This window comes from Microbacter sp. GSS18 (assembly GCA_029319145.1).
GTDB lineage: Bacteria > Actinomycetota > Actinomycetes > Actinomycetales > Microbacteriaceae > Microbacterium.
This window is the reverse complement of the sequence record CP119753.1, coordinates 648,298-675,212: the sequence shown is the minus strand read 5'-3', so window position 1 is coordinate 675,212 and position 26,915 is coordinate 648,298. Positions and strand designations below refer to the sequence as shown.

Below are 26,915 nucleotides of genomic sequence, written 5' to 3'. Positions count from 1 at the left end.
CGAGGGGGCTTCGGAGACTCGCCCGGCTCGCGCCGCACCGTCGGCGAATCCGGATCGGATCAGGCTTTCTCCTCGGAGATCGCGTCGCCCATCTCGCCGAGGAATCGCACGATGAGCCCGAGTTCGGCCTCGTCGTAGCGATCGGCGATCGCACGCATGGCTGCCATGCGATCGCCGAAGTGACGGTAGAACGTCCGACGCGACTCCTGCGTGAGCTTGATGACCCGCGCGCGCCGATCCGTCGGATGCGGCAGCCGCTCGACGTGGCCGGCGTGGGTGAGCCGGTCGAGCAGCTTCGTCGTCGAGGCTGTCGAGATGCGCAGGTGTCGGGCGACGTCGTGCGGGCTCACGGGCTCGCCCCGCTGCTCCCGCATGATCAGCATCCGCAGCGCGGCGAGGTCGGAGGCGTTCATGTCCATGTCGTCCTTCATGCCGCCGTTCATGCGATCCAGCGCGTCGCTGAACGCGCGCACGGCGACCAGCATGTCCATCACGGCGCGATCGTGATCGGTCTGCGCCTTGGGCGCCTGTGGATTCATGGACACCACCCCCCTTCCCTTGTAGCATCGACCGCACAGCTATTGCTAGCTTAGCTAGCGAATACTCAGGGAGGCACCATGACCGATACCGACCACGTCGTCCTGCTGGACGAGGACGGCCGCGCGATCGGCACCGCGCCGAAGAGCAGCGTCCACGGCACCGACACCGCTCTGCACCTGGCGTTCTCATGCCACGTCGTAGGCCCCGACGGCCGGGTGCTGGTGACACGCCGCGCCCTCGACAAGAAGACGTGGCCCGGTGTGTGGAGCAACTCGTTCTGCGGTCACCCGCGACCGGCCGAGCCCGTGATCGCCGCGGTGCGCCGACGCGCCGAGTTCGAGCTCGGACTCACCCTCACCGACATCGAGCTGGCGCTCCCCCTGTTCCGCTACCGCGCCGTCGACGCCACCGGCATGGTGGAGCACGAGGTGTGCCCGGTGTACACCGCGCGCACGACGCAGGAGCCCACCCTCAATCCGCTCGAGGTGGTCGACGCCCGCTGGGTCGATCCCGCCGAGCTCGCCGCGTCGCTCCGGTCGACGCCGTGGGCGTTCAGCCCGTGGCTGGTGCTGCAGGCGCAGCAGCTGAACCTGTTCGAGCCGGCCGCACTGCAGCGACGAGCCTCATGACCCTGAGATCCGACCGCCCCGAGCTCGACCTCGCGATCGAGACCGCGCTCGAGCGGGTGCGCACGCGGGCGCTGCCGCTGGGCGACTCCTTCGTCGCGCTGAGCGAGGCGCTCGGCCGCGCCGCGCGGGGCGGCAAGCGGTTCCGGCCCGCACTCGTGTGCGACGCCTTCGACGCGTTCGGCGGCGACGTGCAGGCCGTTCCCGGCCTGCACCAGGTCGCGGCCTCGTTCGAGCTGCTGCACGCCGCCTTCGTCGTCCACGACGACGTGATCGACCACGACACCGTGCGGCGCGGCGTGCCGAACGTCGCCGGCGAGTTCCGCGTCCGCGCCCGCACGCGCGGTGCGGACGCCGCGGGCACGCGACTGCTCGGCGAGGCCGCGGCGATCCTCGCCGGCGACCTGCTGCTGCACGAGGCGCTGCGCATGGCGGCCACGGCCGATGTCGCACCCGACGCGCGGACCCGCATCCTCGACCTCCTCGACGACGCCGTGCTGGTGTCGGCCGCCGGCGAGCTCACCGACGTCGAGCACAGTGTCGTCCCGGCCGAAGCCGACGCCGACGCGCTCCTGGCGACCGCGTTCCGCAAGACCGCCGTCTACTCGTTCCGAGCCCCCCTCGTCGCCGGCGCGACGCTCGCCGGCGCGACGGACACGGCCCTCGCCCGTCTCGAGCACGACGCCGACCGACTCGGCCTGGCGTTCCAGCTGGTCGACGACCTGATCGGGGCGTTCGGCACAGAGGAGCAGGCGGGGCGCGAATCCGGGGGCGACCTGCGGGAGTCCAAGCGCACCGCGCTCGTCGCGCTCGCCCGCGAGAGCGGATCCTGGCCCCAGGTGGACTCGGCGCTCCAGGTGGCCCGGACCGGTCCGATCGCCGTGCGCGCCGCGCAGCGCGCGCTCGAGGCGAGCGGTGCCGGCGCGCGACTGCGGGGCCTCATCGACGATACGCTCGACGGCGTGCGCACCGATGACGACGACGAGCTCCCGCCGCGCGCGCGGCGGCTGGTGCACAGCCTCGCCGACCGCATCCAGGAGCGTATGCCGTGAACGGACCCGTCCACCGCGACGGAGAGGCGACCGGTCTGGCCCTCTACGACGCGACCGCCCAGGACGCAGCCGACCGCGTGATCGCGCGCTACTCGACGTCGTTCAATCTCGCATGCCGCCTGCTCGGCCCGCGCCCGCGGCCGCACGTGCGCGCCGTCTACGCTCTCGTGCGCGTCGCCGATGAGATCGTCGACGGGCCCGGCGCCGCGGCCGGCCTCCCGCCCGAGGCTCTGCACACCGTGCTCGACGACCTCGAGACCGAGACGCTCGCCGCGATCGATCGCGGGTTCAGCTCGAACCTGATCGTGCACGCGTTCGCACGCACGGCACGTGAATGCGGCATCGGCGAGGACCTCGTGCGCCCGTTCTTCGCCTCCATGCGGACGGATCTGTCGACGGCGACGCACGATGACGCTTCGCACGACGAGTACGTCTACGGCTCGGCCGAGGTGGTCGGCCTCATGTGCCTGCAGGTGTTCGTCGGCGCCGGCTCCACGGTCCCGCCCCGCCCCGACCCCGCCGTCGTCGAGGGCGCCCGGCGCCTGGGGGCAGCCTTCCAGGACGTGAACTTCCTGCGCGACCTCGACCACGACGCGTCCGATCTCGGACGCGACTACCTCGGCGTGACAGACGGCCGAACGACGCGCGAGGAGGTGCTCGACCGCATCGACGCGGATCTCGCGGCGGCCGCCGCGGTCGTCCCGCAGCTCCCCGCGGACTGCCGCCGCGCCGTCACGGCCGCCCACGACCTGTTCGCCGCGCTCTCGACGCGCCTGCGCCGCGGCGGTGACGAGGGCGTGCGCGTGCGCGTGCCCGACCCCGTCAAGGCGGGTCTGGCCGCGCGCGCCGCGCTCGGCTTCTCTCCGAGGGAGGTACGGACATGACCGTGCGCGCACAGAAGCCCGGATCCGCCGCCGTCGTCGGCGGCGGGATCGCGGGACTGGCCACGGCGGCGCTGCTGGCCGAAGAGGGCTGGACCGTGACCGTTTTCGAGGCCCGCGACGACGTCGGCGGACGCGCCGGCTCGTGGGAGCAGGACGGCTTCCGGTTCGACACCGGACCCAGCTGGTACCTGATGCCCGAGGTGTTCGAGCACTTCTTCCGACTGCTGGGCACGACGGCCGCGGACGAGCTGGACCTCGTCACGCTCGACCCGGCGTACCGCGTGTACACCGAGCCCGCCTCGGATCCCGCGCACGCCCCGGTCGACGTCCGCTCGGGTCGCGAAGAGGCCACCGCCCTGTTCGAGAGCATCGAGCCCGGCGCCGGCGCGCGACTGGCGGCCTACCTGGACTCCGCCGCCGACGCCTACGATCTCGCCGTCACGCGGTTCCTCTACGACACCTACGAGACGACGGCGGGGCTGCGCGATCCCGCGCTGCTGCGACGCATGCCGCAGCTGGCGCCGCTGCTGACCCGCACGCTCGCGTCGCACGTCGACAAGCGCTTCGTCGATCAGCGGCTGCGTCAGATCCTCGGCTATCCCGCGGTTTTCCTCGGCGGCTCGCCCTACGGCGTTCCGAGCCTGTACCACCTGATGAGCCACCTCGACCTCGACGAGGGCGTGCTGTATCCGCGCGGCGGCTTCACCGAGGTCATCCGCGCGATCGAGCGGCTCGCCCGCGCCCGAGGCGTGCAGATCGTCACCGGCGCTCCCGTCGAGCAGATCACCACGACGGATGCCGTCGCCACCGGCGTGCGCCTCGCCGGCGGCGCGGTCCACGAGGCCGACCTGGTCGTCTCGACCGCCGACCTGCACCATACCGAGACCGCCCTGCTGCCCGAGCACCTGCAGACGTACCCCGAGAAGTGGTGGGCCTCGCGCACGCCGTCACCCGGAGCGCTCCTGCTGCTCCTGGGGGTCGAGGGAGAGCTGCCGCAGCTGGCCCACCACACGCTGCTGTTCACCGAGGACTGGCGCGCGAACTTCGAGGACATCTTCGGCGCGAGTCCGCGCATCCCCTCCCCCGCGTCGCTGTACGTGTGTCGGCCGAGTGCGACCGACGACACCGTGGCGCCCGCGGGGCACGAGAACCTGTTCGTGCTCGTGCCGGTGCCGGCGGACCCGGGTCTCGGCCACGGCGGCACCGACGGGGACGGCGATGCGGCCGTCGAGGCGGCCGCCGACCGCGTCATCGAGCAGATCGCCGGCTGGTGCGGCATCCCGGACCTCGCCGACCGCATCACGGTGCGCCGCACGATCGCGCCGGGGGATTTCGCCTCGGATCTGAACGCGTGGCGCGGCAACGCGCTCGGGCTCGCCCATACGCTCGGTCAGAGCGCGGTCTTCCGGCCGCGCAACGCCTCGCGCAAGGTCGAGCAGCTCGCCTACGCGGGCACCTCGGCGCTCCCCGGGATCGGACTGCCGATGTGCCTCATCTCCGCCGAGCTCGTCGTCAAGCGGCTGCGCGGAGACCGCTCGCCGGGTCCGATCGCGGAACCCGCGAGGGTCTGACGCGTGCCCGGACTCTACCTCGCGGCGATCCTGGTCTCGACGGCGGGCATCGGCACGATCGATGCCCGCTATCGTCTCGCGGCCTTCGCCGCGCCCGTCCGCACGGCCGTGGCGGTGATGGCGGGCACGCTCTTCTTCCTGGCGTGGGATCTCGTCGGCATCGCCACGGGGGTGTTCGTCAAGGGCGACTCGTCGCTCTACGTCGGCGTCGACCTCGCTCCGCAGCTCCCGCTCGAGGAGCCGGTGTTCCTGGCGTTCCTGTGCTACCTGGCCCTCGTCGTCCACGGTGCCGCGCGCAGGGTCGCGGACGCGCGCGAAGCCTCCCGCGTCGCCCGGTCCGGGGAGGAGGCCGGATGACCTACCCGCTCATCGTCGTGCCGTTCACGCTCGTGACGCTCGCCGTGACGCTCGCCACGGTGCGGCGGCCGCGGTTCGGGCGGCGCATGGCGGCATCCGGCGTCGCCGCGGTCGTCCTCGTCGGCCTCACGGCGGTCTTCGACAACGCCATGATCGCCGCGGGACTGTTCACCTATCCGGCCGAGCACCTCAGCGGCCTTCGGATCGGTCTCGCCCCGCTCGAGGACTTCTCGTACCCCGTGTGCGCGGCGTTCCTCGTCCCCGCCGTGTTCTCGCTGCTGCCCGCCCACGAACGCGCCCAGGAGGCGACATGACGACAGGGGCTCTCACGCCCGCTCGCGTGGCACGAGAGCTCCTCGTGTCGTCACGACCGGTGAGCTGGATCAACACCGCCTATCCGTTCGCGGCGGCCTACCTGCTCACAACGCGCGCGATCGATCCGACCCTCGTGATCGGAACGCTGTTCTTCCTCGTCCCGTACAACCTCGCCATGTACGGCATCAACGACGTGTTCGACTACGAGTCCGACATGCGCAACCCCCGCAAGGGGGGCGCGCACGGCGCTGTCCTCGACCGGCGCATGCATCGCATCACGCTGTGGGCGGCCGGCATCTCGTGCGCGCCGTTCGTGGTCTTCCTCGCCCTCGTCGGGTCCCCCGCCTCGTGGGCCGTGCTCGCGGCGAGTCTCTTCTTCGTCGTGTTCTACAGCGCACCGCCCCTGCGGCTGAAGGAGGTGCCGTTCGCCGACTCGGTCACCAGCAGCATCCACTTCTTCTCTCCGGCGGTCTACGGGCTCGTCCTCGCCGGCGCCGTCTGGACCTGGCAGCTCGCGATCGTCATCGTCGCGTTCGCCCTGTGGGGCGTCGCATCGCACGCGTTCGGCGCGGTTCAGGACGTCGTCGCCGACCGCGAAGCGGGGATCTCGTCGATCGCCACCGCGCGCGGTGCGCGCTGGACGGTGTGGTTCGCGCTGGCCTGCTACGCCGCCGCGGGCGCGACGATGCTCGCGACGACCTGGCCCGGCCCCCTGGCCGCCGTCGTCGCCGTGCCGTATCTCGTCGCCGTGTGGCCCTACCGCCGCATCACCGACGACACCGCGCACGAGGCCACGGCCGGATGGCGCCGGTTCCTGTGGATCAATCAGCTCGCGGGCTTCCTGGTGACCCTCCTGCTGATCTGGTACGCCATCCTCACGGCCTGACCCGGTCGCGATGCCCCGCCGGCGCTGCGGCCGTCGTCCCCAGAACGTGAAGAGCCCCGGCCCTGAGGCCGGGGCTCTCTCACGCGGTGCGGGTCACTCGCCGCTGAGCTCGATGAGCGTCTCGACGGCAGCCGTGAGTCGAGCGTCGGCCTCGCCATAGGCGGTCCAGTCGCCGGCCGCGAGAGCGGCGTCGCGGTCCAGCATGGCCTGCCGGGCCTCCTCCAGCGCCGCCTGGTACTCGTCGGCGGGAACCGCAGGCTCGGTCGGCGACGGGCTGGGGGACGGCGTGGCGTCGGGCGACGGCGTGGCGTCCGGCGACGGCGTGGGCGACACGCCCTCGTCACCGGTCGTGGCGCCCGACTCGCCGCCGAACAGCGCGTTGAGAGCCTCGTCGAGGGTGTCCTCGAACGCGATCTCGTCGCCGAAGGCCACCAGGATCTTCCGGATCGTCGGCAGCTGCGTGCCCTGCGAGGCCTGGACGAACACCGGCTGGACGTACAGGAGCCCGCCGCCCACCGGAAGCGTCAGCAGATTGCCGTTGAGCACCTCGGACTGGCCCTGCTGCAGGATGTTGATCTGCGAGGACACCTCGGTGTCGGAGTCGAACCGGTTCTGCACCTGGCCGGGACCGGGCACCGTCGTCTCGGCGGAGATCTCGAGCAGCCGCAGCTTGCCGTAGTCGTCGCTCTTCTCGCCCGCGGTGTCACCCGCGTTCGCGTCGACGGCGAGATATCCCATCAGCACGTTGCGGCTGGCCGTGCCGGCCTCGGACGACGGGATGAAGGTCGTGAACATCGAGTAGCTCGGGTCGTCCTGACCCGGCATCTGCATCGTCAGGTAGTACGGCGGCTGGAGACGCGCGTCGGTCTGCGGGTCGTTCGGCGTCGCCCACGCGTTGTCGCGCTGGAAGAACGCTCGCGCGTCGTCGACGTGGTAGACGCCGAGCAGCGCCCGCTGGATCTTGAACAGGTCCGTGGGGTACCGCACGTGGCTCATCAGCTCGCCCGACATCTCGTCCACGGACTTCAGCGTCGACGGGTACACGTTCTGCCACGCCTGGAGGAGCGGGTCCTCCTCATCCCACGCGTACAGGGTGACCGATCCGTCGTACGCGTCGACGGTCGCCTTCACGGAGTTGCGGACGTAGTTGATGTCGTCCAGCGCGAACCGCGGCGCGGTGTTGTTGGAGTCCTCGATCGCCTGCTGCAGGCTCACCGTCGTGGAGTACGGGTAGTTCGCACTCAGGGTGTAGCCGTCGATGATCCACACGACGCGGCCGTCGACGACGCTGGGGTACGGGTCGCTGTCGAGCGTGAGGTAGGGCGCGACCTTCTGCACGCGCAGGCTCGGATCGCGGTCGTAGAGGATCTGGGAGTCCTCGTTGACGGAGTCCGAGAACAGGATCTGCTCGGACTGGAACTTCAGCGCGTACAGCAGACGGCTGAAGACGCTGCTCAGGCTGGGGCCGCCGTCGCCGTCGAACGTCGTGCGCGTCTCGCTGTTCGAGCCCTCGGTGCCGGAGGGGTAGTCGAGCTCGATCGGGTCGGTGCCCTCGGGCGCGCCGACGATCGAGTACTCGGGCGAGGTCTCGCCGAAGTACACCCGCGGCTGGAAGTCCTCCTGGTCCGACAGGAAGCCCTGCGCAGGGATGCCGCGCTCGAGGAAGACGGGGTTGCCGTCCGCGGTGCGCTCATTGCCCGCGGCTGCGACGATGCCGTAGCCGTGGGTGTACACCAGGACGTTGTTCTGCCAGTTCGACGCCGCGCCGAGCTGATCCGTGTTCAGCTCCCGCACCGAGACGATGGTGTCCTGCGACTGCCCGTCGATCTCGTAGCGGTCGACGTCCAGCGGCTCGGCGAACTGGTAGTACGCGCGGTACTGCTCGAGCTGCCGCACCGTGGGTCCGATGATCGCGGGATCCATGATGCGGATCGACGCCGTCGTGTCGGCGTCCTCGCGCAGCTGTCCCGCCTCGGTCGTGACCTCTGCGGTGTAGTCGATCTTGTCGAGTTCGTCGATGCCGTACGCGGACTTGGTCATCTCGAGGTTGCGCTCGTAGTACTGGCTCTCGAGCGAGAGCTGGTTCGGCTGCACCTGGAAGGTCCGGACGACCCAGGGGTAGCCGACCCCCACCACGATCGCGGAGACGACCAGCAGTGCGGTCGCGATGAGCGGGTAGCGCCAGCGGCCGATGATCGCCGTGACGAAGAACAGGATCGCCACGACCACGGCGATGATGGCGAGCACGGTCTGACCGGGGATGACGGCGTTGGCCTCGGTGTAGCCGGGGCCGGTGATGCGCCCCATGCCGCCGGGCTCGACGAGGGTGCGGTACCGGTCGAGCCACAGGCTCACACCCTGCACGAGCAGGTAGAGGCCGGCGAGCACCGCGAGCTGGATGCGCGCCGACTTCGAGATGCGCAGCTCGCGCTGGCCGATCCGCACGGCGCCGTACAGGTAGGCGACCGCGGCCGTCACGAGCAGACACACCAGCAGCACCGCCGAGACGAACCCGATCAGCGAGGTGTAGAACGGCATGGCGAACAGGTAGAAGCCGGTGTCCAGCCCGAACTCGGGGTCCGTCTGGTTGGTGGCCGCGCCGTTGAACCACAGCCACGTGGTCTCCCACTGGGCCGACGCGGCGAATCCGGCGAAGAAGCCGAAGAACACCGGGATGCCCCACATCGCCAGCCGCCGCAGCGGCTCGACGACCTCCTGATAGCGGTCCAGCTGCGAGCTCAGCCGCGCGTAGACGGGCCGCAGGCGATACGCCAGCTGGATCGCGAGCCATACCGGCACCGCCATGCCCAGGAACCCGATCGCGAACATCACCACCCTGGCGATCCACTGTGTCACGAGCACCGATTCGAAGCCCAGCTGCGCATACCACAGCCAGTCGGTGAAGAGGTTGGCGAAGATGAAGAAGGCCACCACGAGGGCGGCGATCACCGCCAGCGAAATCGCGATGACGCGTCGGGAACGGGAGGGTGTGGCCGCATTCGGCGCCGAGGTCGTGGTCACCCTTCCATCCTAGGCGGCGCGGCGCGCAGGTCTCTCCGCCCGCCTGACAGAACGCCGGGGATTCAGCCTGCCGTGCAGGTCGGCAGCGTGCCGGTGTCGCCGTCCGCCGAGATCGTCTCGAGCACGGCGAGAGCGTCGTCGAGCGTCTCGACCGAGAACACCTCGAGATCTCCCGGGACGTGGCCGACGACCTCGTCGCAGTTGCCCGCGGGCGCGAGGAACCACGCCGCGCCGGCGTCGCTGGCTCCCCACATCTTCTGCCGGATACCGCCGATGGGGCCGACGATCCCGTCGCCGCTGATCGTGCCCGTGCCCGCGATCTGCTCGCCGCCGTTGAGCTCGCCGGGCGTGAGGACGTCCATGATGCCGAGCGCGAACATCATGCCCGCGCTCGGCCCGCCGACGTTGTCGAGCTGGATCGTGACGTCGAACGGGAAGTCGTAGTCGGTGATGAGCGAGATGCCCAGCAGCAGTGTGTCCTCGCCGTCGATCTCGGTCGCCTTGGGCGTGACCGAGACGTCCGTCTGCTCGCCCTCGCGCACGATCGTGAGTTCGATCGCCGCCCCGCCGCCGTCGTTGACGACGCCGCGCAAGGTGTCGACGTCGGTCACCTCGACGCCCTCTGCGGCGATGATCCGGTCGCCGACCTCGAGGATGCCTTCGGCGGCGGAGTCTTCGACGAACGAGTACACGCTGAACTCGGGCTGCACGTCGTAGCCGAGCTCGGACAGGGCCGCCGCCGTGGCCTCCTTCTGCGAATCGACCATCAGCGCGGCGCTCTGCTCGTTGCGCTCGTCGCTGGTCTGGCCCTCCGGGAACACCGACGCGAGGGGCACCACCGCGCGGCTCGGATCGAACCAGGCGGTCGCCAGCTCGAACCACGACGGCGTCCGCTCGCGGTTGCCCACGACCTGCACCGTGAGCAGATCCAGCGATCCCTCCGTGGGGTACGTGTCAGCGCCGTCCACCGAGATGAGGGGCACCTCGGTGCCGTCGGAGGCCCGCGCCGTGCCCAGCGTGTTGTAGACCGGTCCCGGTCGCTCGATGACGTACGAGGTCGGCAGGAACGTCAGCACGACCATGACCACGAGCGCGACCGCGAGCGCCCACGTGCCCGCGACCGCCCCCCGCGACAGCCGACGCTCGGGGGCGGGCGGAGGGACGGGATTCTCGTCGAACAGCGCCACGTCAGCCTTTCCAGCGGGGTCGTTCGCGACCGGCGTACGGGAATCGGGTTCCACCCGGGGCGGTGCGAGGATCTTCGCGACTAGCGTAGAACGAGACGCCCCGACCCGGCTGAAAGGCGGCTGAAGTGGCTGACGACGATCGCTCTCCCGAAGAGGAGTTCGAGGAACTGCTGCGCAATCTGCTCGGCGGCGCCCCGGGCGAACTCGATGCCGAGCAGCTGTCAAAGCTGTCGGGCATGCAGATCGACCCGGCGATGATGCAGACGGTGATGCGCCACCTGCAGGGGGCCTTCGCCTCCGGCGACGACGGGATCTCATGGGACATGGCCGAGCGCCAGGCCCTGCACATCGCAAATCAGGACGGCCTCGGCGTGACGAGCGGACAGGCGTCCGACATGGATCAGGCGTTCTCCCTGGCCAACCTGTGGCTGAGCGAGGCGACCGCCATCTCGCAGCTGGCCTCGGCTCCGAGCGCCATAACGCGCGGCGGCTGGGTCGAGTCGACCCTGCCGGTCTGGCAGGAGCTGGCCGAGCCGGTCGCAGGCAGCATCGCCGACGCGCTCACCGCGGCGCTGGCGTCGCAGACGCCCGAGGAGATGCAGGGTCTGGTCCAGGGAGCGGGACGCCTCATGCGGACCGTCGGCGGCTCGCTGTTCGCCTCCCAGCTCGGACAGGTCGTCGGCGAGCTGTCGAAGGAGGTCGTCAGCGGCGGCGACGTCGGCATCCCGCTCATGCCCGACGGCACCGCGGCGGTGCTCCCCCAGAACTTCGCGATGCTCGGCTCCGAGCTGGAGATCCCGGATGACCAGCTCGCGCTGTACATCGCGGCCCGCGAGCTCGCCCACGCGCGCCTGTTCCGGCACGCGCGATGGCTGCGTCTGCACGTGATCTCGCAGGTCACCGAGTTCGCGCGCGGGATCCACGTCGACACGGATGCGCTCGAGGATCTCGCCTCGCGGTTCGATCCGTCGGAGCCCGAGGAACTGCGTCGCGCCATCGAGAGCGGCGCGCTGCTGCCGACCCGCTCGGAGGCGCAGGACGCGGCGCTCGAGCGGCTCGAGAACCTGCTTGCCACGATCGAGGGGTGGGTCGACGTCGTCACGGCCGACGCGACCGCGCGCATTCCGTCCGCGGAGCGCATCGCCGAGATGGTCCGCCGGCGACGCGCCGTGGGCGGACCGGCGGAGCGCGCGCTCGGCTCGCTCGTCGGCCTCGAGCTGCGACCGCGCCGCATGCGCGAGGCGGCGGCGATGTGGCGCGCGGTCACCGACGCCGTGGGTGTCGCGGCACGCGATGCGCTGTGGGACTACCCCGACCTGATGCCCGGGGCCGAGGACATCGACGATCCGTCGTCGCTGGTCGCCCGTCTCGAGGCCCGGGCTCGCGGCGAGGAACCGGCCACCGACGAGATGGACGACGCGCTCGCCCGGCTGCTGGCGGGCGAGGAGCCCTCGGCCGACGCACCCGGCGAGGACGACGGAGACGAGTCCGGCGAGGACGACGGAGACGAGTCCGGCGAGCAGCCGGACGACCACAGGCCGGTCTGACCCGCTTCCTCTCCTCCCCAGGCGCTTCCCTGCGGCCGGCATCACCCCGAGCTGTGGACAGGCCGCCCGGCGCGTCACCGCGCCGGTGATGATCGATCGCATGCCGCGCCTGGATCCGTCCCACCCGCCCGTGTGGCGCTCCCCCGACACGCTGCAGTTCGGCCAGGATGCGCGCGTGGTCGTGCCGGCCGCGCTTCCGTGGCACGAACGCGTCGTCGCGGCTCTCGAGGCGGGAGCCAGCGACGCCGAGCTGGCCGCGATCGCCGACGCGATCGGCATCGCACCGGGTGAGCTGCGCGCGTTCCTCACACGGCTGAGCCCGGTGCTGCGCTCCGACACCGAAGCGGTGCGTCGGCCTCTGACCGTGCTCGACCAGACGCGTCTGACGGGTCCCGCGCGGGAGGGTCTCATCCAGGCCCTCGCCGACGGCGGGTTCACCGTCGTCGATCCGAGCGGGCCGGGATCGGTCGCCGCCGAGCGCCTGCCGGTCGTCGTGCTCGCGGCGCATGTGGTCGACCCCCGGCTCGTGGCTCATCTGATGTCCGCCGATGTGGCCCATGTGCCGATCGTCCTGGCCGACGGGCGCCTGGACATCGGCCCCGTGGTCCTGCCGGGGCGCACGGCGTGTCTGACCTGCGTCCAGATCGCGCGCCGAGATCGCGACCCCGAATGGCCCGTCGTGGCGGCGCAGCTCCTGGGAAGGCCGGCGCCTGCGATCGCGCCCACGAGGGCGGCCGAGGCGGGCGCCGTCGCGGCCCGGCTGCTGCGAGACGCCGTCGAGGTCAGCGGGCGCGCGCGGATGCGGTCGCTGACCCTCCACGACGGCGCGCTGCACCGGCGGAGCCGCTGGCACCGACCGCACGCAGAGTGCGGTTGCCGATCTCTCGCAGGAATCGCGACGGCTGACGCTCGCGCGGACCGCGCGCCCATGTCAGCGACAGCGACCGCGCCGCACGCGTGATCCCGACGTACAGCAGACGACGCTCCTCGTCGACGGCGGCGAGCGTGTCGGCGTAGGCGATCGGGAGCAGTCCCTCGGCGAGGCCCGCGAGATGAACGTGGTCCCACTCCAGACCCTTCGCGGCGTGGAGCGTCGCGAGGGTCACGGTGCGCATCGCCGGCTCATGCTGGGCCTTCGCGCGGGCCACGAGTTCGTCCGTGAACGTCCGAAGCGTCGCCGTCTCGGGGGCCTCCTGCGCGAGCCGCAGGATCGCAGCGCGGGCCTCCCACGCATCGCGCAGGGCGCCTCCGGCCTGCGGCGGCTCGTCGGTGAGCCCGAGAGAGCGCAGGACGTCGCGGACGGCGTCGACGAACCCCGACGGGATCGGGGCGACGGAGGCGCCGCGAAGCGCCATGATCGCCTGCCGCACCTCGGGCAGGTCGAAGAAGCGCTTCCCGCCCAGGACCGTCGTCGCGATGCCGTGCGCTGCGAGCGCGGTGGCGATCTCGGCCGATTGGGCATGGGCGCGGTAGAGCACGGCGATCTGGGTGGGCTCGGCGCCGGCCCGGATCTGGGCCGCGACCGCGTCGGCGATCGCTCGCGCCTCGGCCGCGTCGTCCGCGAACGCATCCACGGTCGGCAGCGGAGCACCGGACTCCTCGCGGGCGACCAGGTGAAGGGCGCCGGGCCGGTCGCGCATCAGTTCGTTGGCCACGTCGAGGATGACCGCGTCCGACCGGTAGCTCGTCTCCAGCCGCACGACGCGGGCGTCCTCGTACCGGCGCGCGAAGTCGAGCAGGAACCCGGCATCGGCGCCGGCGAACGAGTAGATCGTCTGGCTGGCGTCGCCGACCACGCACAGGTCGCGCCGGTCCCCGACCCACAGGTCGAGGAGGCGATGCTGCAGCGGCGAGACGTCCTGGAACTCGTCCACCGTGAAATGGCGATACTGCTCGCGCACCGCGCGCGACACCTTCGGCTCGGCCTCGAGCATGCCCGCGCACGCGAGCAGCACGTCCTCGAAGTCGATCTGGCGGCGCTCGTCCTTGAGCTTCTCGTAGGCTCGCTGCAGGTCCACGACCCGCTCGACCGGCATCCGCCCGACCCCGCGAGGGCGCTCGGCGGCGTACTGCTCTATCGAGCGCATGCTGACTTTGCGCCATTCGATCTCCGAGGCCACGTCCCGGAGGGTCGCGACGTCGGGGTCGAGTCCGATGCCGTCCGCGGCGTGCGCGAGCACGCGCACCTTGTTGTCGACGAGCCGCGGGGCGCTGTCGCCCGCGACGGTCGGCCAGAAGTAATTCAGCTGGGCCAGCGCGGCGGCGTGGAACGTCCGCGCGGCGACGCCCTCGACACCGAGCCCGTGCAGCCGCCCGCGCATCTCGCCCGCCGCCTTCGCGGTGAACGTCACCGCCATGACGCGACCCGGAGAGAACGCTCCGGTGTCGACGCCGTGGGCGATGCGGTGGGTGATCACACGTGTCTTGCCGGTGCCCGCACCGGCGAGCACCGCCACGGGGCCGCGCAGTGCGGCCGCCGCTTCTCGCTGCCGCTCATCGAGACCGTCCAGTGCGCCGCCGCTCATGCGCGACCCGCGTACCACTGGGCGATCAGGCCGTGCGCGATCGAGGCGGGCCCGGGGAGCCCGACCGGACCCTCGCCGCGCAGCCCCGCTCCGATCTCATCCCGCGTGAACCACCGGACGTCGAGGATCTCCTCGCCGTCCGGTCGGGCCGCGGCGTCGTCCTCGGCGCGGGCCAGGAAGCCGACCATGAGCGAGCGCGGATACGGCCAAGCCTGCGATCCGCGATAGTCCAGGCCCGCGACCTCGACGCCGGCCTCCTCCTCCACCTCGCGGTGGACCGCCTGCTCGAGCGACTCGCCCGCCTCGACGAACCCCGCGAAGCACGAATACCGGCTGCCGCCCCACATGGCGTTCGAGCCGAGCAGGAGGCGATCGGGGTCGACCGCGCTGGTGACGGCCACGATGACGGCCGGATCCGTCCGCGGGAAGTGCTGCCGTCCGCAGGAGGGGCAGCGCCGCGACCAACCCGCCTGCTCGATCACCGTGCGCTCGCCGCACGCTGGGCAGTGCGGTGCGTCGCGCAGCCAGCGCCCGAGCGCGACCGCTGTCACGAACGCCCCGGCGTCCTCGGCCGACAGGTCGGCCCCGACCGTTCGCAATCCCGCCCACTCCGCGTCGGCCACGGGCGGCGGATCGCCGGCGATGACGGCGGCGACCAGCGCGGCCCCGTCGCCCGCACGCCCCAGCAGAGCCCATTCGGCGTCGGCGGGCGCATCATCAGGCGTCGTCCACGCCGGCCCGCCGGACCGCGCGATGGGCGCCTGATCGCGCGACACCAGCAGCACGCGCGTCGACGGGTCCGCACGCAGTCGATCCAGCAGTCCCGGGTCCTCGCGCTCGGCCGCCGACCGGTCGATCTCTGCTCGGGCCAGCGCCGGCGGCGCGCTGTCGGGCGACGACATCGGGTCCCCTCTCGCGTGTTCGGACGATTCCGGCGGTGCTCCGCAGACAGGGCGTGGCGCGACGGCACACGCGCGCACCCGACCTACCCTGAGCACATGGCACGCTCACCCCTCACTCTAGCCGCGGCAGTCACGTCGGCTCTCCCCCGCGTCGGGGTGGTCGGAGCCGGCGCACTCTCCGAGGGCACGACCGGGCGGTACGACTCCGCCCTCGCGCGCCTCGACGACGGCCGGACCGTCGTCGTGCGCACGCCCGCGGATCCCGCCGCCGCAGCCGAGCTCACCGCTCAGGCACGCGCGCTGCGCGCCCTGACGCCGGGAGTGCGGGGACTGCTTCCGTTCCGCGCCCCGGAGCTGCTCGGCGAGACGGGCGTGGACGGCGCCCCCGCCATCGTCGTGGACTTCCTCCCCGGCTATCGTGTCGACCCCGCTCATCTGCCCGCGGGTCGCGGCGCCGCCAGCTCGCTCGGCGCCGCCCTCGCGGCCCTGCACGCGCTTCCGCTGTCCATCGTCCGCAGCGAGGGGCTTCCGGCCCGGACGCCGTCGCAGGTCCGCGGCGATGCGCTGAGGCTGGTCGACCGCGCGGAGGCGACGGGCGCTCTTCCCCCCGCGCTGCGCGAACGCTGGCGGGTTGCGCTCGAGGACGACGCTCTCTGGCGGTTCGAGTCCACCATCGTCCTGGGCGGCACGGGAGCGGCGTCGTTCCTGTTCGAGGACCTCGAGGGCGTCCCGCACGTGACGGGGCTGCTCGAGTGGCACGGCCTGTCGGCGGGCGACCCGGCCGGCGACCTCGAATGGCTCGCATCAGCGCCGGATGCCGCGGACGACGTGTTCGCGGCGTACACATCGCACAGCGACCGCGCGCCCGACGCCCACGTCCGCGATCGGTCGCGCATGTACGCGGAACTGCAGTTCGCGAAGTGGCTCGTGCACGGCCACGATGCCGGCAGCGATGACATCGTCGCCGATGCACGGGCGCTGCTGACGTCGCTGGCCGAGGGGGTCCGCGGGCAGCCGCTCGTCGACGACACCGCTCGCGGAGTCGACGACGCCATCGCGATGATCGGGCACTTCCCGGGGAGCGCGGCGCCGAGCGTCGACACGTCGATGCACACCGACGCCTACGACATGGCCGAGCTCGCTCTGTGGGTGAGCGCCGACGAGCCCGCGGCCGACGAGACGGCCCATCGCGGCGACCCCGCCATCACGGACGCGGACACGCAGCCGGTGTCCCCGCTGGCCGAACGCCCCTCGGCCGCGCCCGCGGCCGCGGCGCACGTGGAGGACGTCGCGACGGCCCCCGTCGATATCGGGGCCTTCGTCGAGGATCACTCCGAGGCCGAGCGCGAGACCGAACGCGCCTCGCGGGCCGCGTTCCAGCGCTGGACGAGCTCCGCCTCCGAGTAGACCCGGTCCGACCGGATCACCAGGTCGTCCGCGACGTAGTAGAGCGCGACGTCGATCTGCGACAGGGGCACGTCGTGCCGCTTGTGGTAGGCCACGCGGTAGAGCGCGAGCTGAAGCATCCGCTCATCGCGCTCGGCTTCGCCGGCCGGCGGCCGGCCGGTCTTCCAGTCCACGATCTCGATGCGCCCCCCGCGGTCGTCGCGTCGGTAGACCGCGTCGAGCTTGCAGATCACGTTCACCAGGCCGTCGGCGCCCGCGAGCGTGACGTCGATCTCGGTTTCGACCTCGATGGGCTGCAGCGGCGCCCACTCCGATGCCAGGAAGGTCGACGTGAGCTCGCCGAGCTGGGAGGCGTCGGCGAGCGACGCCTCGGTCTGCTGGTCGTCGTCGACCTCCCACAGCCCCGCGTCGAGCGACGTCCCCCGTCCGACGAGCCCGGACCTCTGCTCCACCCACGCGTGGAACAGCGTGCCGATCCGGGTCTGGCGGTAGGGCCGTTCCGGAACGGGGCGCGCGATGGACGAGACAGTGCCCGAGAAGTCCTCGACGAAGTCCTTGAAGCGCGATGCCGCCACGCGCGGCGGCGCCTCGATGGGCGGCGGCACGGCGCGGGCCGCGCGCTCGCGAAGCAGTCGGTCGAGTTCGTCGGATGCCGGTGGACGCGGCGCCGCGAGCGCGGCGCGCACGGCGGCGGCGGCCGCCCGGACCCGATCCCCGCGCTCCCCGAGGGGGTCGAGCGGCCACCGCAGCGTCGCCCCCTGACGGCCCTCGTACGGGTTCTCGTCGTCCTCGGGTTCGTCGATCGCGTCCAGTGTCAGCGCCTCGACGATCTCGACCAGGTACGGGCTCGGGCGGCGGGCCTGCACCTGTCCGCCCCAGCGGGAGCCGGTCAGGAGCAGGTCCTGGCGGGCGCGCGTCACGGCGACATAGGCCAGACGCCGCTCCTCGGCCTCCTGATGGTCGCGGTTGGCGTTCTTGAACTCGCGGATCGCCTTCTGCAGAGCGCTGCGCCCCCCGCCGTCCGCCGGATCCCAGTCGAGGCGCGGAAGCGCATCGACGTCCCCGCGGAATCCATAGGGCAGCACCCCGAAGCCGAGCCATCCCATGGTCGAGCGCGGCCGCTTGGGCAGCTCGTCCTTCACCATCCGGACGACCGCCACGGCGTCCCACTCGAGCCCCTTGGCACCGTGGATCGTGAGCAGCTGGACGACGCCGGGCTCGGGCGGCTCTGGCCGCGGCATGAGCTCGTCGGTCTCCTCGGCGTGGTCGAGCCACGCCAGGAGGCTCCCGATCGAGCCGCGCTCGTCCGCGGCGAGGAAGCCGCGGATCTCGTCGACGAACGAGCGCAGCTGCGCCGAGGCCAGACGCGCGGGGCCACGGCTCTCGTTCGCCGCGAGCTCGACGTCCAGGAGCAGTTCGAGCTCGATCTGGCGGATGAGATCCGGGATCGGCAGCGTCGCCGACGCGCGCAGGCGCTCGAAGACCGTCCCCGCATCCTTGATCCGCCGCCGTCCCTCCGGCGTGAAGCGCGACAGGAGCGCGTAGTCGCCCGGAAGCGCGCGGACGACGTCGACCGCGTCCACGATCGACACCTGCTCGTCGACACCGACCGACGCGCGCAGCCGCTGCACGAGCGCGTCGGGCAGGCGCGCGAAGGACGCGTCGCGCTGGGCGAGGGTCCGCGCCAGCTCGTGCAGCGCAGCCATGTCCGCCACGCCGACGCCGAACCGCGGACCGACCAGGAGGCGGATGAGGCTCGACCCCTGCGACGGGTCGCTGAGCACGCGCAGCGCCGCGACGACGTCGACGACCTCGGGGGTGGACAGCAGGCCGCCGAGTCCGAGGATGCGGTGCGGGATCCCGCGCGCCGCGAGCGCATCGGCGAACGTCGACATGTGCCGCTTGGCGCGGAACAGGATCGCTCCCGAGTGCGCGCGGTCGCTCGTGGCCTCGTGCGCGGCCCGGGCCTGCGCGAACCACTCCGCGACGGCGGCGGCCTCGTCCTCGATGGTGTCCGCGAACTCGCGCGTCACCGCGCCGACGCCGGCGCCGGGTCGCGCCTCGAGCGGGGGGACGTCGCCCACCGCCGAGGCGATGACCGCGTTGGCGGCATCCAGGATCGCCCGGTCGTTGCGCCAGCTGATCATGAGGGCGAAGCGCGCGCACGGCGTGTCGACGGCGAAGGAGCGGTCGAACGCGCGCAGATTGTCGGCGCTCGCGCCGCGCCAGCCGTAGATGGACTGGTGCGGGTCGCCGACCGCCATGACCGCGGTGTCGCGGAAGACACCGCTGAGCAGCTCGGTCTGCAGCACGGATGTGTCCTGGTACTCGTCGAGCAGCACGACGCGGTACTGCTCCCGGAGTTCGCGAGCCACCTCGGGGGCGCTGCGCACGATCTCGAGCGCACCGGCGACCTGATCGGCGAAGTCCAGGGCGCCGCGCGCGTGCTTGGCGCGGTCGTAGTCGCGCACCAGGTCGGCGAGCACACCGAGGCCGCCCATCGCCGCATGCAGCTTCTCGACGTCGCCGGGACCGGCCAGATCCGGGTTGACGAGCGGCGCCACGGCACGCTCCATGTCGGCGCCGAACCGGGCCAGGTCGTCGAGGTCGACGCGGTTGTCGAGCACTTCGCCGGACAGCCGCTGGACGGCGTCCACGACCGTGCCGAACCGGTCCTCGCGCGTGGCGAGGCGTTCGTCGAGCGAGTCGATCACGACGCGACGCGCTGTCAGCCATGAGCCGGACTGGCTCAGCAGCGCCGCCTCGGCGTCGCGCCCGATCCGCGCCGCGTGCTCTCGCACGATGGCGTCCGCGAACGCGTTGTAGGTCGACACGCGCGCGCGCAGCAGGACGTCCTCACCCACCGGCGCCGCCTCGCCGCCGACGACGGCGCCGTGCTCGCGGGCGAGGCGGTCGAGCTGCTCGCCGAGCGCCGCGGCACGCCGCCGCTCGGGTTCGCGGCCGACGCGCTCCCACACGTCGGCGAGCGCTCCCGACGCCGCCAGCGCGGGCACGTGCGGGACGAGACCGCGGCGCGCGTACTCGTCGACCCTCGACAGGCGGGCCGCGATGCGCTCCCCCAGTTCGCCCGCGGCCTTGCGCGTGAACGTCAGCCCGAGCACTTCGTCACGGCGGACGTGACCGTTGGCGACGAGCCACACGACCCGCCCGGCCATCGTCTCGGTCTTGCCGCTGCCGGCTCCCGCGATCACGAGGGCGGGTGTGGCGGGCGCCTCGATGACCGCGCGCTGATCCGGTGTCGGCTCGGGGAGCCCGAGGGCCGCGGCGATGACGGATGCCGACAGGCCCCCGCCGCCCGGCCAAGCTCCCATCGCCGTCACGAGGAGCTCACCGCCTTGACGGTGTGCAGGCGGCACACCGCGAACCGGTCGTCGGTGCAGTGCGCATCGACGTTGGCGATGAACTCGGCTGCCGCCATCCCGCGCGCGTTGACGGCGATCCGCCGCAGGAACGCCGCACGCGCTTCGTCGTCCATCGGCGCCTGGTGGGCGATGCGGTAGTGGGTTCCCTTGAGGGTCCTCGACAGCACGAGCAGGCGCGCGCCGGCGTTGACGGCACCGTCGACGCCGTCGACGAGTCCCTCGGCGACGGCGAGCTGGTAGGCCGCGAGCTGCGCGTCGTCGGTGACCTTGTCGGCGGAGACGCGCGATTCGCTGCGCCCCGTCTTCAGGTCGAGCACCACCACACGGGGCGGGCCGCCGGGGTCCGCGATCGGCACGTCCTCGCCGCGTCCGGCCGGGTACAGCTCGACACGGTCGATGGATCCCGACAGCACCGCCGCCGGGCCGGCCGCATCGGCATCGGCCGCGCGCACGGCCGGTTCGCCGTCGCCATCGGGCAGGTCGACCGCGAGGCGGAACCGGGACTCCGCGCCGACGGCGACACCGCCCTCCGACCCGACGCGGCGCAGGTAGACGTGCAGCCGCCGCACGAGCACCTCGGCCCACGCGCGCTCCTGCCGCTCGAGCCACTCGGCCTCGAAAGGCAGCTCGCCCCAGCGGTCTTCGACGGCGGCGCGCAGCGCCTCGAGATCGCCGTCGGGAGCATGCTCCATCGCCGCGTGGAGGATCGTGCCGAGACCGGACGAGAACGAGCTCGTGTCGCCGCCGAGCGAGCGGACGGCCCAGTCGAGACCGCATCTCTCGAAGCCCTCCAGGCGCGACGGGGAGATGCGCACGGGAGAGTCGGCCAGATCGTGCAGCGGCGCGGTGCTCGAGGGCCCCGTGACGCCGAACCACTCGTCCGGGTGGGCTCCGGGCACCCCGGCGTCGGCGAGGAGCGCCAGCTGGCCTGCCGCGTGGGCGCGCTCGGTCTCATCGCGGGCCGTCGTCAGCGTCCGGCGGTGGCGGGCGACGAGCCCTCGCAGGGTCAGGGGATGCGCCGCCGCCTCCGCGGCGTCCGCCACCGGGTCGGGAAGATAGGAGAACAGAGAGCTCGGGCCGAGATCGTCGTCGTCGACCGCGGTGACCACGATGCGCGAGCGCGCGCGCGACACGGCCCGCGCGAACAGGCGGAGCTCCTCGTGCAGGACCGAGCGCCGGCGGTCGAGGACCGCCGGCTCGACGACCCCCGCGCCCTGACGCCAGGCCGCGACGGCGTCGGCGAGACGCCACGTGTCCAGCAGCCCGCCCCGCAGCCGCGTGTTGGGCCAGATGCCGTCCTGCACGCCCGCGACGACCACCGCCTCGAACTCGGTACCGAGCGCCGACGCCGGGGTCAGCAGCGCGACCGTGCCGGCTCGTTCGGGCGCCGTCAGCATGTCCTCGGGAACGTCGCTGTCGAGGATCTCGCGGATGAATCCGGCCGGTCCCTCCTCGGGCGCGCGCTCCACGGCGCGCTTGGCCGCGCCGAAGAGCGCCACCAGCGCGTCCAGCGAACGCGTGGCCTCGTCGGCGCCGGCGCCGCCGGACGCGGCACGGCGCAGCCAGGTCTGCTCGAGCCCCGAGCGCTCCCAGACCGTCCACAGCAGCTCGTGGATCGTCGCGCCGCGCGACGCCTGCTCATGGACCTTCGCGAGGGTGACCGCGAGGCGCTCGGCCCGCCGCCCTTCGGCGGAGTCGATCAGGGCCAGCCACGCCGGCTCGCGCATCGCCTCGGCGAGCAGCTCCCGGGCGGGCCGCACCCCGTCGTCGGCGAGCTCGGCGATGCGCAGCCGCGCGCGCAGTCGCCGCAGCCCGACGGCATCGAGACCGCCGAACGCGGTGAGCAGGGCGTCGGCGATCGCGTCGGGGTCACGCTCGCCGGCCTCCTGCATGCCGAGGCGGACGATGCCCACGAGGTCCCGCACGACGTCCTCGCGCCCGAGCGGGCGGGGCACGCTCGCCGCGCGCGTGGGCACCTCGCGCGCGGCGAGCTCGACGTCCAGCTGCGCCACCTGGCGCGTGTCGTGGGCGATGACGGCCATCTCGTCCCACGGGATGCCGTCCATCACGTGCCAGGTCCGCAGCGTCCGGGCGATGCGGTCCGACTCGGCGAAGGGGGACTCGCTCACCAGGGCCGTCACGGAGTCGTCGGCGACGTCGGGGCCGGGAGCGCGGCGGTGGTCGACGCGACCGCTCGCGCCGATCGAGGCCGTGACCGACCGCGTCAGCCGCGTGAGCCCCGGCGCGGCGCGGTGCGGTCCGTCGAGGACGTGCACGTCGGAGCCGAGGATGCGCACGAGCCGGTCGAAGAGTTCGGCGCTGGCTCCGCGGAAGGCTCCCGAGGCGATGTCGGGGTCGCCGAAGGCGAGCACGGCCACACCGCGCAGACGAGCGGCCTCGACGAGGGCCACGCCGCCGCGCGTGAGCTCCTGCGCGTCGTCGATGAGGATCGCGCGGAGCCGGGCGGCCGGGCCGATGCGCGCGGCGTCCGCCTCGGCGAGCAGACCCGCGGCCTCGTGCACCAGCTGCGCGGGGTCGCGGTGGTCTGCCCGCATCCGTCCCAGCGTGTAGGCGTACTCGGCGGCGAAGCCCGCCGCAGCCTGCCAGGCCTCGTGGTCCTGCGAACGCGCGAGCGCGCCGAGCTCGGCCGGCGACAGTCCGAGCTCGGCGCATTCGGCCAACAGCGCACGCAGCTCGGATCGGAACGCACGCGAGCGCCGCACGGACGGCGACAGAGCGGCGGGCCAGCGGTCGCTGCCCTCGGCGACGGCGTCCTCCTCGTCGCCGGCGAGAAGCTCGGCGATGATGCGGTCCTGATCCCCCGCGGCCAGCAGCAGGGGCGGCGTGGCGTCGGCGGCGACCGCCGCGGCGCGCACGAGCTGGAACGCGAACGACGACGTCGAGCGGGCGAGGGGTCCGGGGGTCGCCACGTCCAGCCCCGCGGCCAGCCGGTCGCGCAGTGCCGTGGCGGTCTGGCGGGTCGGGGTGAGGACCATCAGTTCGTCGGGCGCGAGGCCGGCGTCGGTGAGCAGACGCGCGACGCGACGCACCAGGGCCGTCGTCTTGCCGGTCCCGGGGGCGCCGAGCACGACCCCCGAGGCGTCGGGGTCGAGATCGACGACGAGCCGCTGATCGGCGTCCAGACGTTCGGGCGCGTCGACGGGGCGGGACATCACCCCTCGACGGTAGCGCGCGGCCGCGACACCGCCGTTCGCCCACAGCGTGCGGCGCGCGGGCGGGCACGCACCGGCGGTGTCGTAGAGTGGCCATGCAGCCCGGGCACCGGGTCGCGCACGCTCGAGAAAGGCAGTCACGTGGAGATCCGCATCGGCATCGCGAACACCGGCCGTGAGCTCAGCTTCGAGACGGACGAGCCCGCCGCCGCGGTCAAGAAGTCCGTCGCGACCGCGCTCGACGCCGGGGCGACCCACCTGACCTTCGCCGACGTCAAGGGCAACGCCTACATCGTCCCGACGGTGGGCCTGGCCTACATCGAGCTCGGCACCGAGGAATCCCGCCGCGTCGGCTTCGTCGCCTGACGGACCGCGCGTGCAGATCCTCCTGGCCTTCATCGCGGGCGCCGTCATCGGCATCGGCGTGCACTTCCACATCGGTGCGCGGGGCACGCGCGGCGCGGCGCTGGCGCCCATGATCGGCGCCGTGAGCGCCGGTGCGGCGTGGGCCGCCCTCACGTGGGCGGGCATCGGCATCGACACGCCGTGGCCGTGGCTGGCGGCGCTCGTCGTGCCCGTGGTCGTGACCTACCCGGCGGTCATCGCGCTCGCCCGGATGCGGACGGCACGCGACGAGGCAGCCCGCGAGCGGCTCGGCATCGGCTGAGCGGGAGCTCCGGCCTCAGGCGGCGAGCCCCATCGCATCCATCCGCCGAGAGTGCGCGGACATGAGCTCGGTGAAGACCGGCTCGACCTTCTCCTCGTCGGCGAGGTCGAGCTGGCGGGGTCGCAGCGCGGCGCGCGCGATCAGCAGCGTGTCCCCGACCAGGCGCCTCCCCCACATCGCCAGCAGGGACTTCATCTCGACGTCCCCGTCGATCGCGGCGTGGATCAGGTCCACGATCGCCTCCCGGTCGCTGTCCGCGCCGAGGATGCGCACGACGCGCCGGCCCGTGTCGCCGTAGCTGGATGCCAGCGCGAGGTAGAAGTCGTCGAGCATGCCGGCCGTGATGTGCACCGCGAGCATCGTCTCCTGCGGCCGGACGCCGTGGGTCGCGCCGCGGAACGCGTCCAGCGGCTCGCGGAACGGCAGCATGAGCGCTGTCGGGTCGTCGCCGCGCTCTCGGATGAGCGCCACGAGCTCCTCGTGCTTGGTCAGCGCCGCGCCGGCGGCGCGCGAGAGCGCCTCCTTGTGCGCGAGCTCGGGCGTGGCCGCGATCAGCTCGCTGAGGGTCTCGAAGAACCCCAGCTGCAGATACGCCGCCTGCCCCAGGAACGTATCGACGTCGGGGGCGAGCTCTTCGAAATCCACGCGGACCGTGTCGCCGAAATCGCCTCGGGACCGCAGTGTCAGATTGCGTTCGCCCGGGACGCGCCGCTGCCAGAACCACCTCACCACGGGTCCTAGCCTATGGCCGGGTATCCTGGAACGCGTCCCGGCGTCGGATCGGGGCCCCGCGCCTGCGGCTGAATGAGGGCGTGGATCCATCTCGCGGCACCCGCGCCGCCCTCATCGAACAGGCATACATATCGTGACGACCTTCGCCGACCTCGGCGTGGACCAGGACATCGTCGAGGCCCTGGCCTCGCGCGGCATCGTGGACGCGTTCCCCATCCAGGAGCAGACCATCCCGCTCGGCCTTCCCGGCCAGGACATCATCGGCCAGGCCAAGACCGGCACCGGCAAGACCTTCGGCTTCGGCATCCCCGTCGTCCAGCGGCTCGGCCAGGATCCCGCGCCCGGAGTCAAGGCGCTGATCGTCGTGCCGACGCGCGAGCTCGCCGTCCAGGTGTACGAGGACATCGACATGCTCACCGAGAACCGCTCGACCAGCGTCGTGGCGATCTACGGCGGCAAGGCCTACGAAGGCCAGATCGAGCAGCTCAAGGCGGGCGCGCAGATCGTCGTCGGAACGCCCGGGCGTCTCATCGACCTGTCGAACCAGCGCCTGCTGGACCTCTCGAACGCGGCCGAGGTCGTGCTCGACGAGGCCGACAAGATGCTCGATCTCGGATTCCTCCCCGACATCGAGAAGATCTTCTCGAAGGTGCCTGCGGTACGTCACACACAGCTGTTCTCGGCGACGATGCCCGGCCCGATCGTCGCCCTGGCGCGCCGGTTCATGTCGAACCCGATCCACATGCGCGCCAACGACCCCGACGAGGGTCTGACCCAGGCCAACATCAAGCACATGGTCTACCGGGCGCACGCGCTCGACAAGGACGAGGTCATCGCCCGCATCCTGCAGGCCGAGGGGCGCGGCAAGTCGGTGATCTTCACGCGCACCAAGCGCGCCGCGCAGAAGCTCGTGGACGAGCTCGGCGATCGCGGCTTCAACGCCGCCGCCGTTCACGGCGACATGAGCCAGGAGGCGCGCGAGCGCTCGATGGCCGCGTTCAAGGCCGGGAAGAAGGACGTCCTGATCGCCACCGACGTCGCCGCGCGCGGCATCGACGTCAACGACGTCACGCACGTGATCAACCACACGATCCCCGACGACGAGAAGACCTATCTTCACCGTGCCGGGCGCACCGGGCGAGCGGGCAAGACGGGCATCGCGGTGACGTTCGTGGACTGGGAGGACCTGCACAAGTGGGCCCTCATCAACCGCGCGCTCGAGTTCGGCCAGCCCGAGCCGGTCGAGACGTACTCGTCGAGCCCCCACCTGTACGCCGACCTCGACATCCCCGAGGGCACCAAGGGCCGCATCCGGACGGCGCCGAAGACCGCATCGATCCCCACGGCCAAGGGGCAGCAGTCCGACGGCGGCGACGGATCCTCGAACCAGCGCCGCCGCCGTCGCCGCCGCTCCGGATCGTCGGGTGAGGGCTCGCAGGGCTCCGCGGCCGCGGCGCCGGAGGTGCCGGCCGAGCACGGCGCAGCCCCCGCCGCGGCCGCGCCCGCCGAGGGCTCGGGCACCCACGACGGCAGTGGCAGGGAGCACCACGACGGAAAGCCCGCGGCGCGGCGCCGTCGGCGGCGGCGCGGTCCCCGCACGCCGGGAACCCCCGCGCAGGCGTGAGGCGCTAGGGTGAGCGACGGGCGCGCCCGCGCCCGTCCCTCGCTCAAGAAAGGCGCATCATCGTGCGTGTGATCGAAGCAGTCACGACCGGCTACGAATACCAGGGATTCTGGGGATCGTTCTGGGACCTCATCTGGTGGTTCCTCGCGGTCTTCGTGTTCTTCGCCTACCTGTTCGCCCTGTTCGCGATCATCGGCGATCTGTTCCGCGACGACAAGCTGAACGGCTGGGGGAAGGCGGTGTGGATCCTCTTCCTGATCTTCGTGCCGTTCGTCACGGCCCTGATCTACCTCATCGCCCGCGGAGGCGGCATGGCCGAGCGCAGCGCGAAGGCGGCGCGTCAGATGCAGGACGCCCAGGACGCCTACATCAAGCAGGTGGCGAGCTCGAGCCCCAGCGAGGAGATCGCGAAGGCGAAGGCCCTGCTGGACGCCGGCACCATCACCGCCGACGAGTACGAGGCCATCAAGGCCAAGGCCCTCGGCTGACATCCACGCGAGCCGCGCCCTCGTCCGC

At 72.4% G+C, this 26,915-nt stretch carries 21 protein-coding genes; 13 read left to right on the top strand and 8 right to left on the bottom strand.

What is annotated here, in order from left to right:
* Positions 1-59 precede the first annotated feature (59 nt).
* Positions 60-539, bottom strand: coding sequence for a MarR family transcriptional regulator (locus P0L94_03120; protein WES66291.1), 480 nt, complete (start codon positions 537-539; stop codon positions 60-62).
* A gap of 78 nt (positions 540-617) precedes the next feature.
* On the opposite strand from P0L94_03120, the gene idi reads away from it, so the two are divergent.
* From idi to P0L94_03085, 7 genes are read left to right on the top strand one after another with little or no spacing between them, the layout of a single operon-like run.
* The gene (gene idi, locus P0L94_03115) at positions 618-1,169 is read left to right on the top strand and encodes an isopentenyl-diphosphate Delta-isomerase (GenBank protein WES65072.1); all 552 of its coding nucleotides are present in this window, start codon (positions 618-620) and stop codon (positions 1,167-1,169) included.
* Positions 1,166-2,218, top strand: a complete 1,053-nt coding sequence (locus P0L94_03110) for a polyprenyl synthetase family protein (protein WES65071.1) — start codon at positions 1,166-1,168, stop codon at positions 2,216-2,218. Before idi ends, P0L94_03110 begins: the two co-directional genes overlap by 4 nt.
* A complete protein-coding gene (locus P0L94_03105; protein ID WES65070.1) occupies positions 2,215-3,102 on the top strand; it encodes a squalene/phytoene synthase family protein in 888 nt (295 codons plus the stop codon). The genes P0L94_03110 and P0L94_03105 overlap by 4 nt, the downstream gene beginning before the upstream one ends.
* On the top strand, positions 3,099-4,673 hold the full coding sequence (gene crtI / locus P0L94_03100) for a phytoene desaturase family protein (protein ID WES65069.1): 1,575 nt from the start codon (positions 3,099-3,101) through the stop codon (positions 4,671-4,673). The genes P0L94_03105 and crtI overlap by 4 nt, the downstream gene beginning before the upstream one ends.
* Before the next feature lie 3 nt (positions 4,674-4,676).
* Positions 4,677-5,030: a lycopene cyclase domain-containing protein gene (locus P0L94_03095; protein ID WES65068.1), complete on the top strand. Its 354-nt coding sequence runs from the start codon at positions 4,677-4,679 to the stop codon at positions 5,028-5,030.
* Positions 5,027-5,344 (top strand): lycopene cyclase domain-containing protein, encoded by a 318-nt coding sequence (locus tag P0L94_03090; protein WES65067.1) that lies wholly within the window; start codon positions 5,027-5,029, stop codon positions 5,342-5,344. The genes P0L94_03095 and P0L94_03090 overlap by 4 nt, the downstream gene beginning before the upstream one ends.
* On the top strand, positions 5,341-6,231 hold the full coding sequence (locus tag P0L94_03085) for a prenyltransferase (GenBank protein WES65066.1): 891 nt from the start codon (positions 5,341-5,343) through the stop codon (positions 6,229-6,231). The genes P0L94_03090 and P0L94_03085 overlap by 4 nt, the downstream gene beginning before the upstream one ends.
* 93 nt (positions 6,232-6,324) lie before the next feature.
* On the opposite strand, the gene P0L94_03080 is transcribed toward P0L94_03085, so the two are convergent.
* Together P0L94_03080 and P0L94_03075 are read right to left on the bottom strand one after the other, a co-directional pair.
* A complete protein-coding gene (locus P0L94_03080) occupies positions 6,325-9,252 on the bottom strand; it encodes a UPF0182 family protein (GenBank protein WES65065.1) in 2,928 nt (975 codons plus the stop codon).
* 62 nt (positions 9,253-9,314) lie between these two features.
* Positions 9,315-10,439, bottom strand: coding sequence for a hypothetical protein (locus P0L94_03075; GenBank protein ID WES65064.1), 1,125 nt, complete (start codon positions 10,437-10,439; stop codon positions 9,315-9,317).
* A 125-nt stretch (positions 10,440-10,564) separates the two neighbouring features.
* Between P0L94_03075 and P0L94_03070 the strand changes: the two genes are divergently transcribed.
* Positions 10,565-11,986 (top strand): zinc-dependent metalloprotease, encoded by a 1,422-nt coding sequence (locus P0L94_03070; protein WES65063.1) that lies wholly within the window; start codon positions 10,565-10,567, stop codon positions 11,984-11,986.
* 782 nt (positions 11,987-12,768) lie between these two features.
* On the opposite strand, the gene P0L94_03065 is transcribed toward P0L94_03070, so the two are convergent.
* On the bottom strand, positions 12,769-14,511 hold the full coding sequence (locus tag P0L94_03065; protein WES65062.1) for an ATP-dependent helicase: 1,743 nt from the start codon (positions 14,509-14,511) through the stop codon (positions 12,769-12,771).
* Complete coding sequence (gene nudC, locus P0L94_03060; GenBank protein WES65061.1) at positions 14,508-15,413, bottom strand: NAD(+) diphosphatase; 906 nt, start codon at positions 15,411-15,413, stop codon at positions 14,508-14,510. The genes P0L94_03065 and nudC overlap by 4 nt, the downstream gene beginning before the upstream one ends.
* 96 nt (positions 15,414-15,509) lie before the next feature.
* Between nudC and P0L94_03055 the strand changes: the two genes are divergently transcribed.
* A complete protein-coding gene (locus tag P0L94_03055) occupies positions 15,510-16,820 on the top strand; it encodes a hypothetical protein (protein ID WES65060.1) in 1,311 nt (436 codons plus the stop codon).
* On the opposite strand, the gene P0L94_03050 is transcribed toward P0L94_03055, so the two are convergent.
* Both P0L94_03050 and P0L94_03045 read right to left on the bottom strand, forming a co-directional pair.
* Complete coding sequence (locus P0L94_03050) at positions 16,742-20,152, bottom strand: ATP-dependent DNA helicase (protein WES66290.1); 3,411 nt, start codon at positions 20,150-20,152, stop codon at positions 16,742-16,744. The two genes, P0L94_03055 and P0L94_03050, sit on opposite strands and share 79 nt — an antisense overlap.
* Before the next feature lie 5 nt (positions 20,153-20,157).
* A complete protein-coding gene (locus P0L94_03045) occupies positions 20,158-23,376 on the bottom strand; it encodes an ATP-dependent DNA helicase (GenBank protein ID WES65059.1) in 3,219 nt (1,072 codons plus the stop codon).
* Positions 23,377-23,517: 141 nt separating this feature from the next.
* On the opposite strand from P0L94_03045, the gene P0L94_03040 reads away from it, so the two are divergent.
* Complete coding sequence (locus P0L94_03040; GenBank protein WES65058.1) at positions 23,518-23,742, top strand: DUF3107 domain-containing protein; 225 nt, start codon at positions 23,518-23,520, stop codon at positions 23,740-23,742.
* 10 nt (positions 23,743-23,752) lie between these two features.
* The gene (locus tag P0L94_03035; protein ID WES65057.1) at positions 23,753-24,043 is read left to right on the top strand and encodes a hypothetical protein; all 291 of its coding nucleotides are present in this window, start codon (positions 23,753-23,755) and stop codon (positions 24,041-24,043) included.
* A gap of 15 nt (positions 24,044-24,058) precedes the next feature.
* Here the strand turns inward: P0L94_03035 and P0L94_03030 are convergent, their stop codons facing one another.
* A complete protein-coding gene (locus P0L94_03030) occupies positions 24,059-24,775 on the bottom strand; it encodes a ferritin-like fold-containing protein (GenBank protein WES65056.1) in 717 nt (238 codons plus the stop codon).
* A gap of 133 nt (positions 24,776-24,908) precedes the next feature.
* On the opposite strand from P0L94_03030, the gene P0L94_03025 reads away from it, so the two are divergent.
* Both P0L94_03025 and P0L94_03020 read left to right on the top strand, forming a co-directional pair.
* Complete coding sequence (locus P0L94_03025) at positions 24,909-26,399, top strand: DEAD/DEAH box helicase (GenBank protein ID WES65055.1); 1,491 nt, start codon at positions 24,909-24,911, stop codon at positions 26,397-26,399.
* Positions 26,400-26,467: 68 nt separating this feature from the next.
* Positions 26,468-26,887: an SHOCT domain-containing protein gene (locus P0L94_03020; GenBank protein ID WES65054.1), complete on the top strand. Its 420-nt coding sequence runs from the start codon at positions 26,468-26,470 to the stop codon at positions 26,885-26,887.
* The last annotated feature ends 28 nt before the right edge of the window (positions 26,888-26,915 follow it).

Coding starts and splice junctions, on each gene's coding strand:
- P0L94_03110 (WES65071.1), top strand. CDS start 1,166: ATGACCCTGAGATCCGACCGCCCCGAGCTCGACCTCGCGATCGAGACC.
- P0L94_03050 (WES66290.1), bottom strand. CDS start 20,152: ATGGGAGCTTGGCCGGGCGGCGGGGGCCTGTCGGCATCCGTCATCGCC.
- P0L94_03120 (WES66291.1), bottom strand. CDS start 539: ATGAATCCACAGGCGCCCAAGGCGCAGACCGATCACGATCGCGCCGTG.
- P0L94_03055 (WES65060.1), top strand. CDS start 15,510: ATGGCACGCTCACCCCTCACTCTAGCCGCGGCAGTCACGTCGGCTCTC.
- P0L94_03065 (WES65062.1), bottom strand. CDS start 14,511: ATGAGCGGCGGCGCACTGGACGGTCTCGATGAGCGGCAGCGAGAAGCG.
- P0L94_03085 (WES65066.1), top strand. CDS start 5,341: ATGACGACAGGGGCTCTCACGCCCGCTCGCGTGGCACGAGAGCTCCTC.
- nudC (WES65061.1), bottom strand. CDS start 15,413: ATGTCGTCGCCCGACAGCGCGCCGCCGGCGCTGGCCCGAGCAGAGATC.
- P0L94_03045 (WES65059.1), bottom strand. CDS start 23,376: ATGTCCCGCCCCGTCGACGCGCCCGAACGTCTGGACGCCGATCAGCGG.
- crtI (WES65069.1), top strand. CDS start 3,099: ATGACCGTGCGCGCACAGAAGCCCGGATCCGCCGCCGTCGTCGGCGGC.
- idi (WES65072.1), top strand. CDS start 618: ATGACCGATACCGACCACGTCGTCCTGCTGGACGAGGACGGCCGCGCG.
- P0L94_03090 (WES65067.1), top strand. CDS start 5,027: ATGACCTACCCGCTCATCGTCGTGCCGTTCACGCTCGTGACGCTCGCC.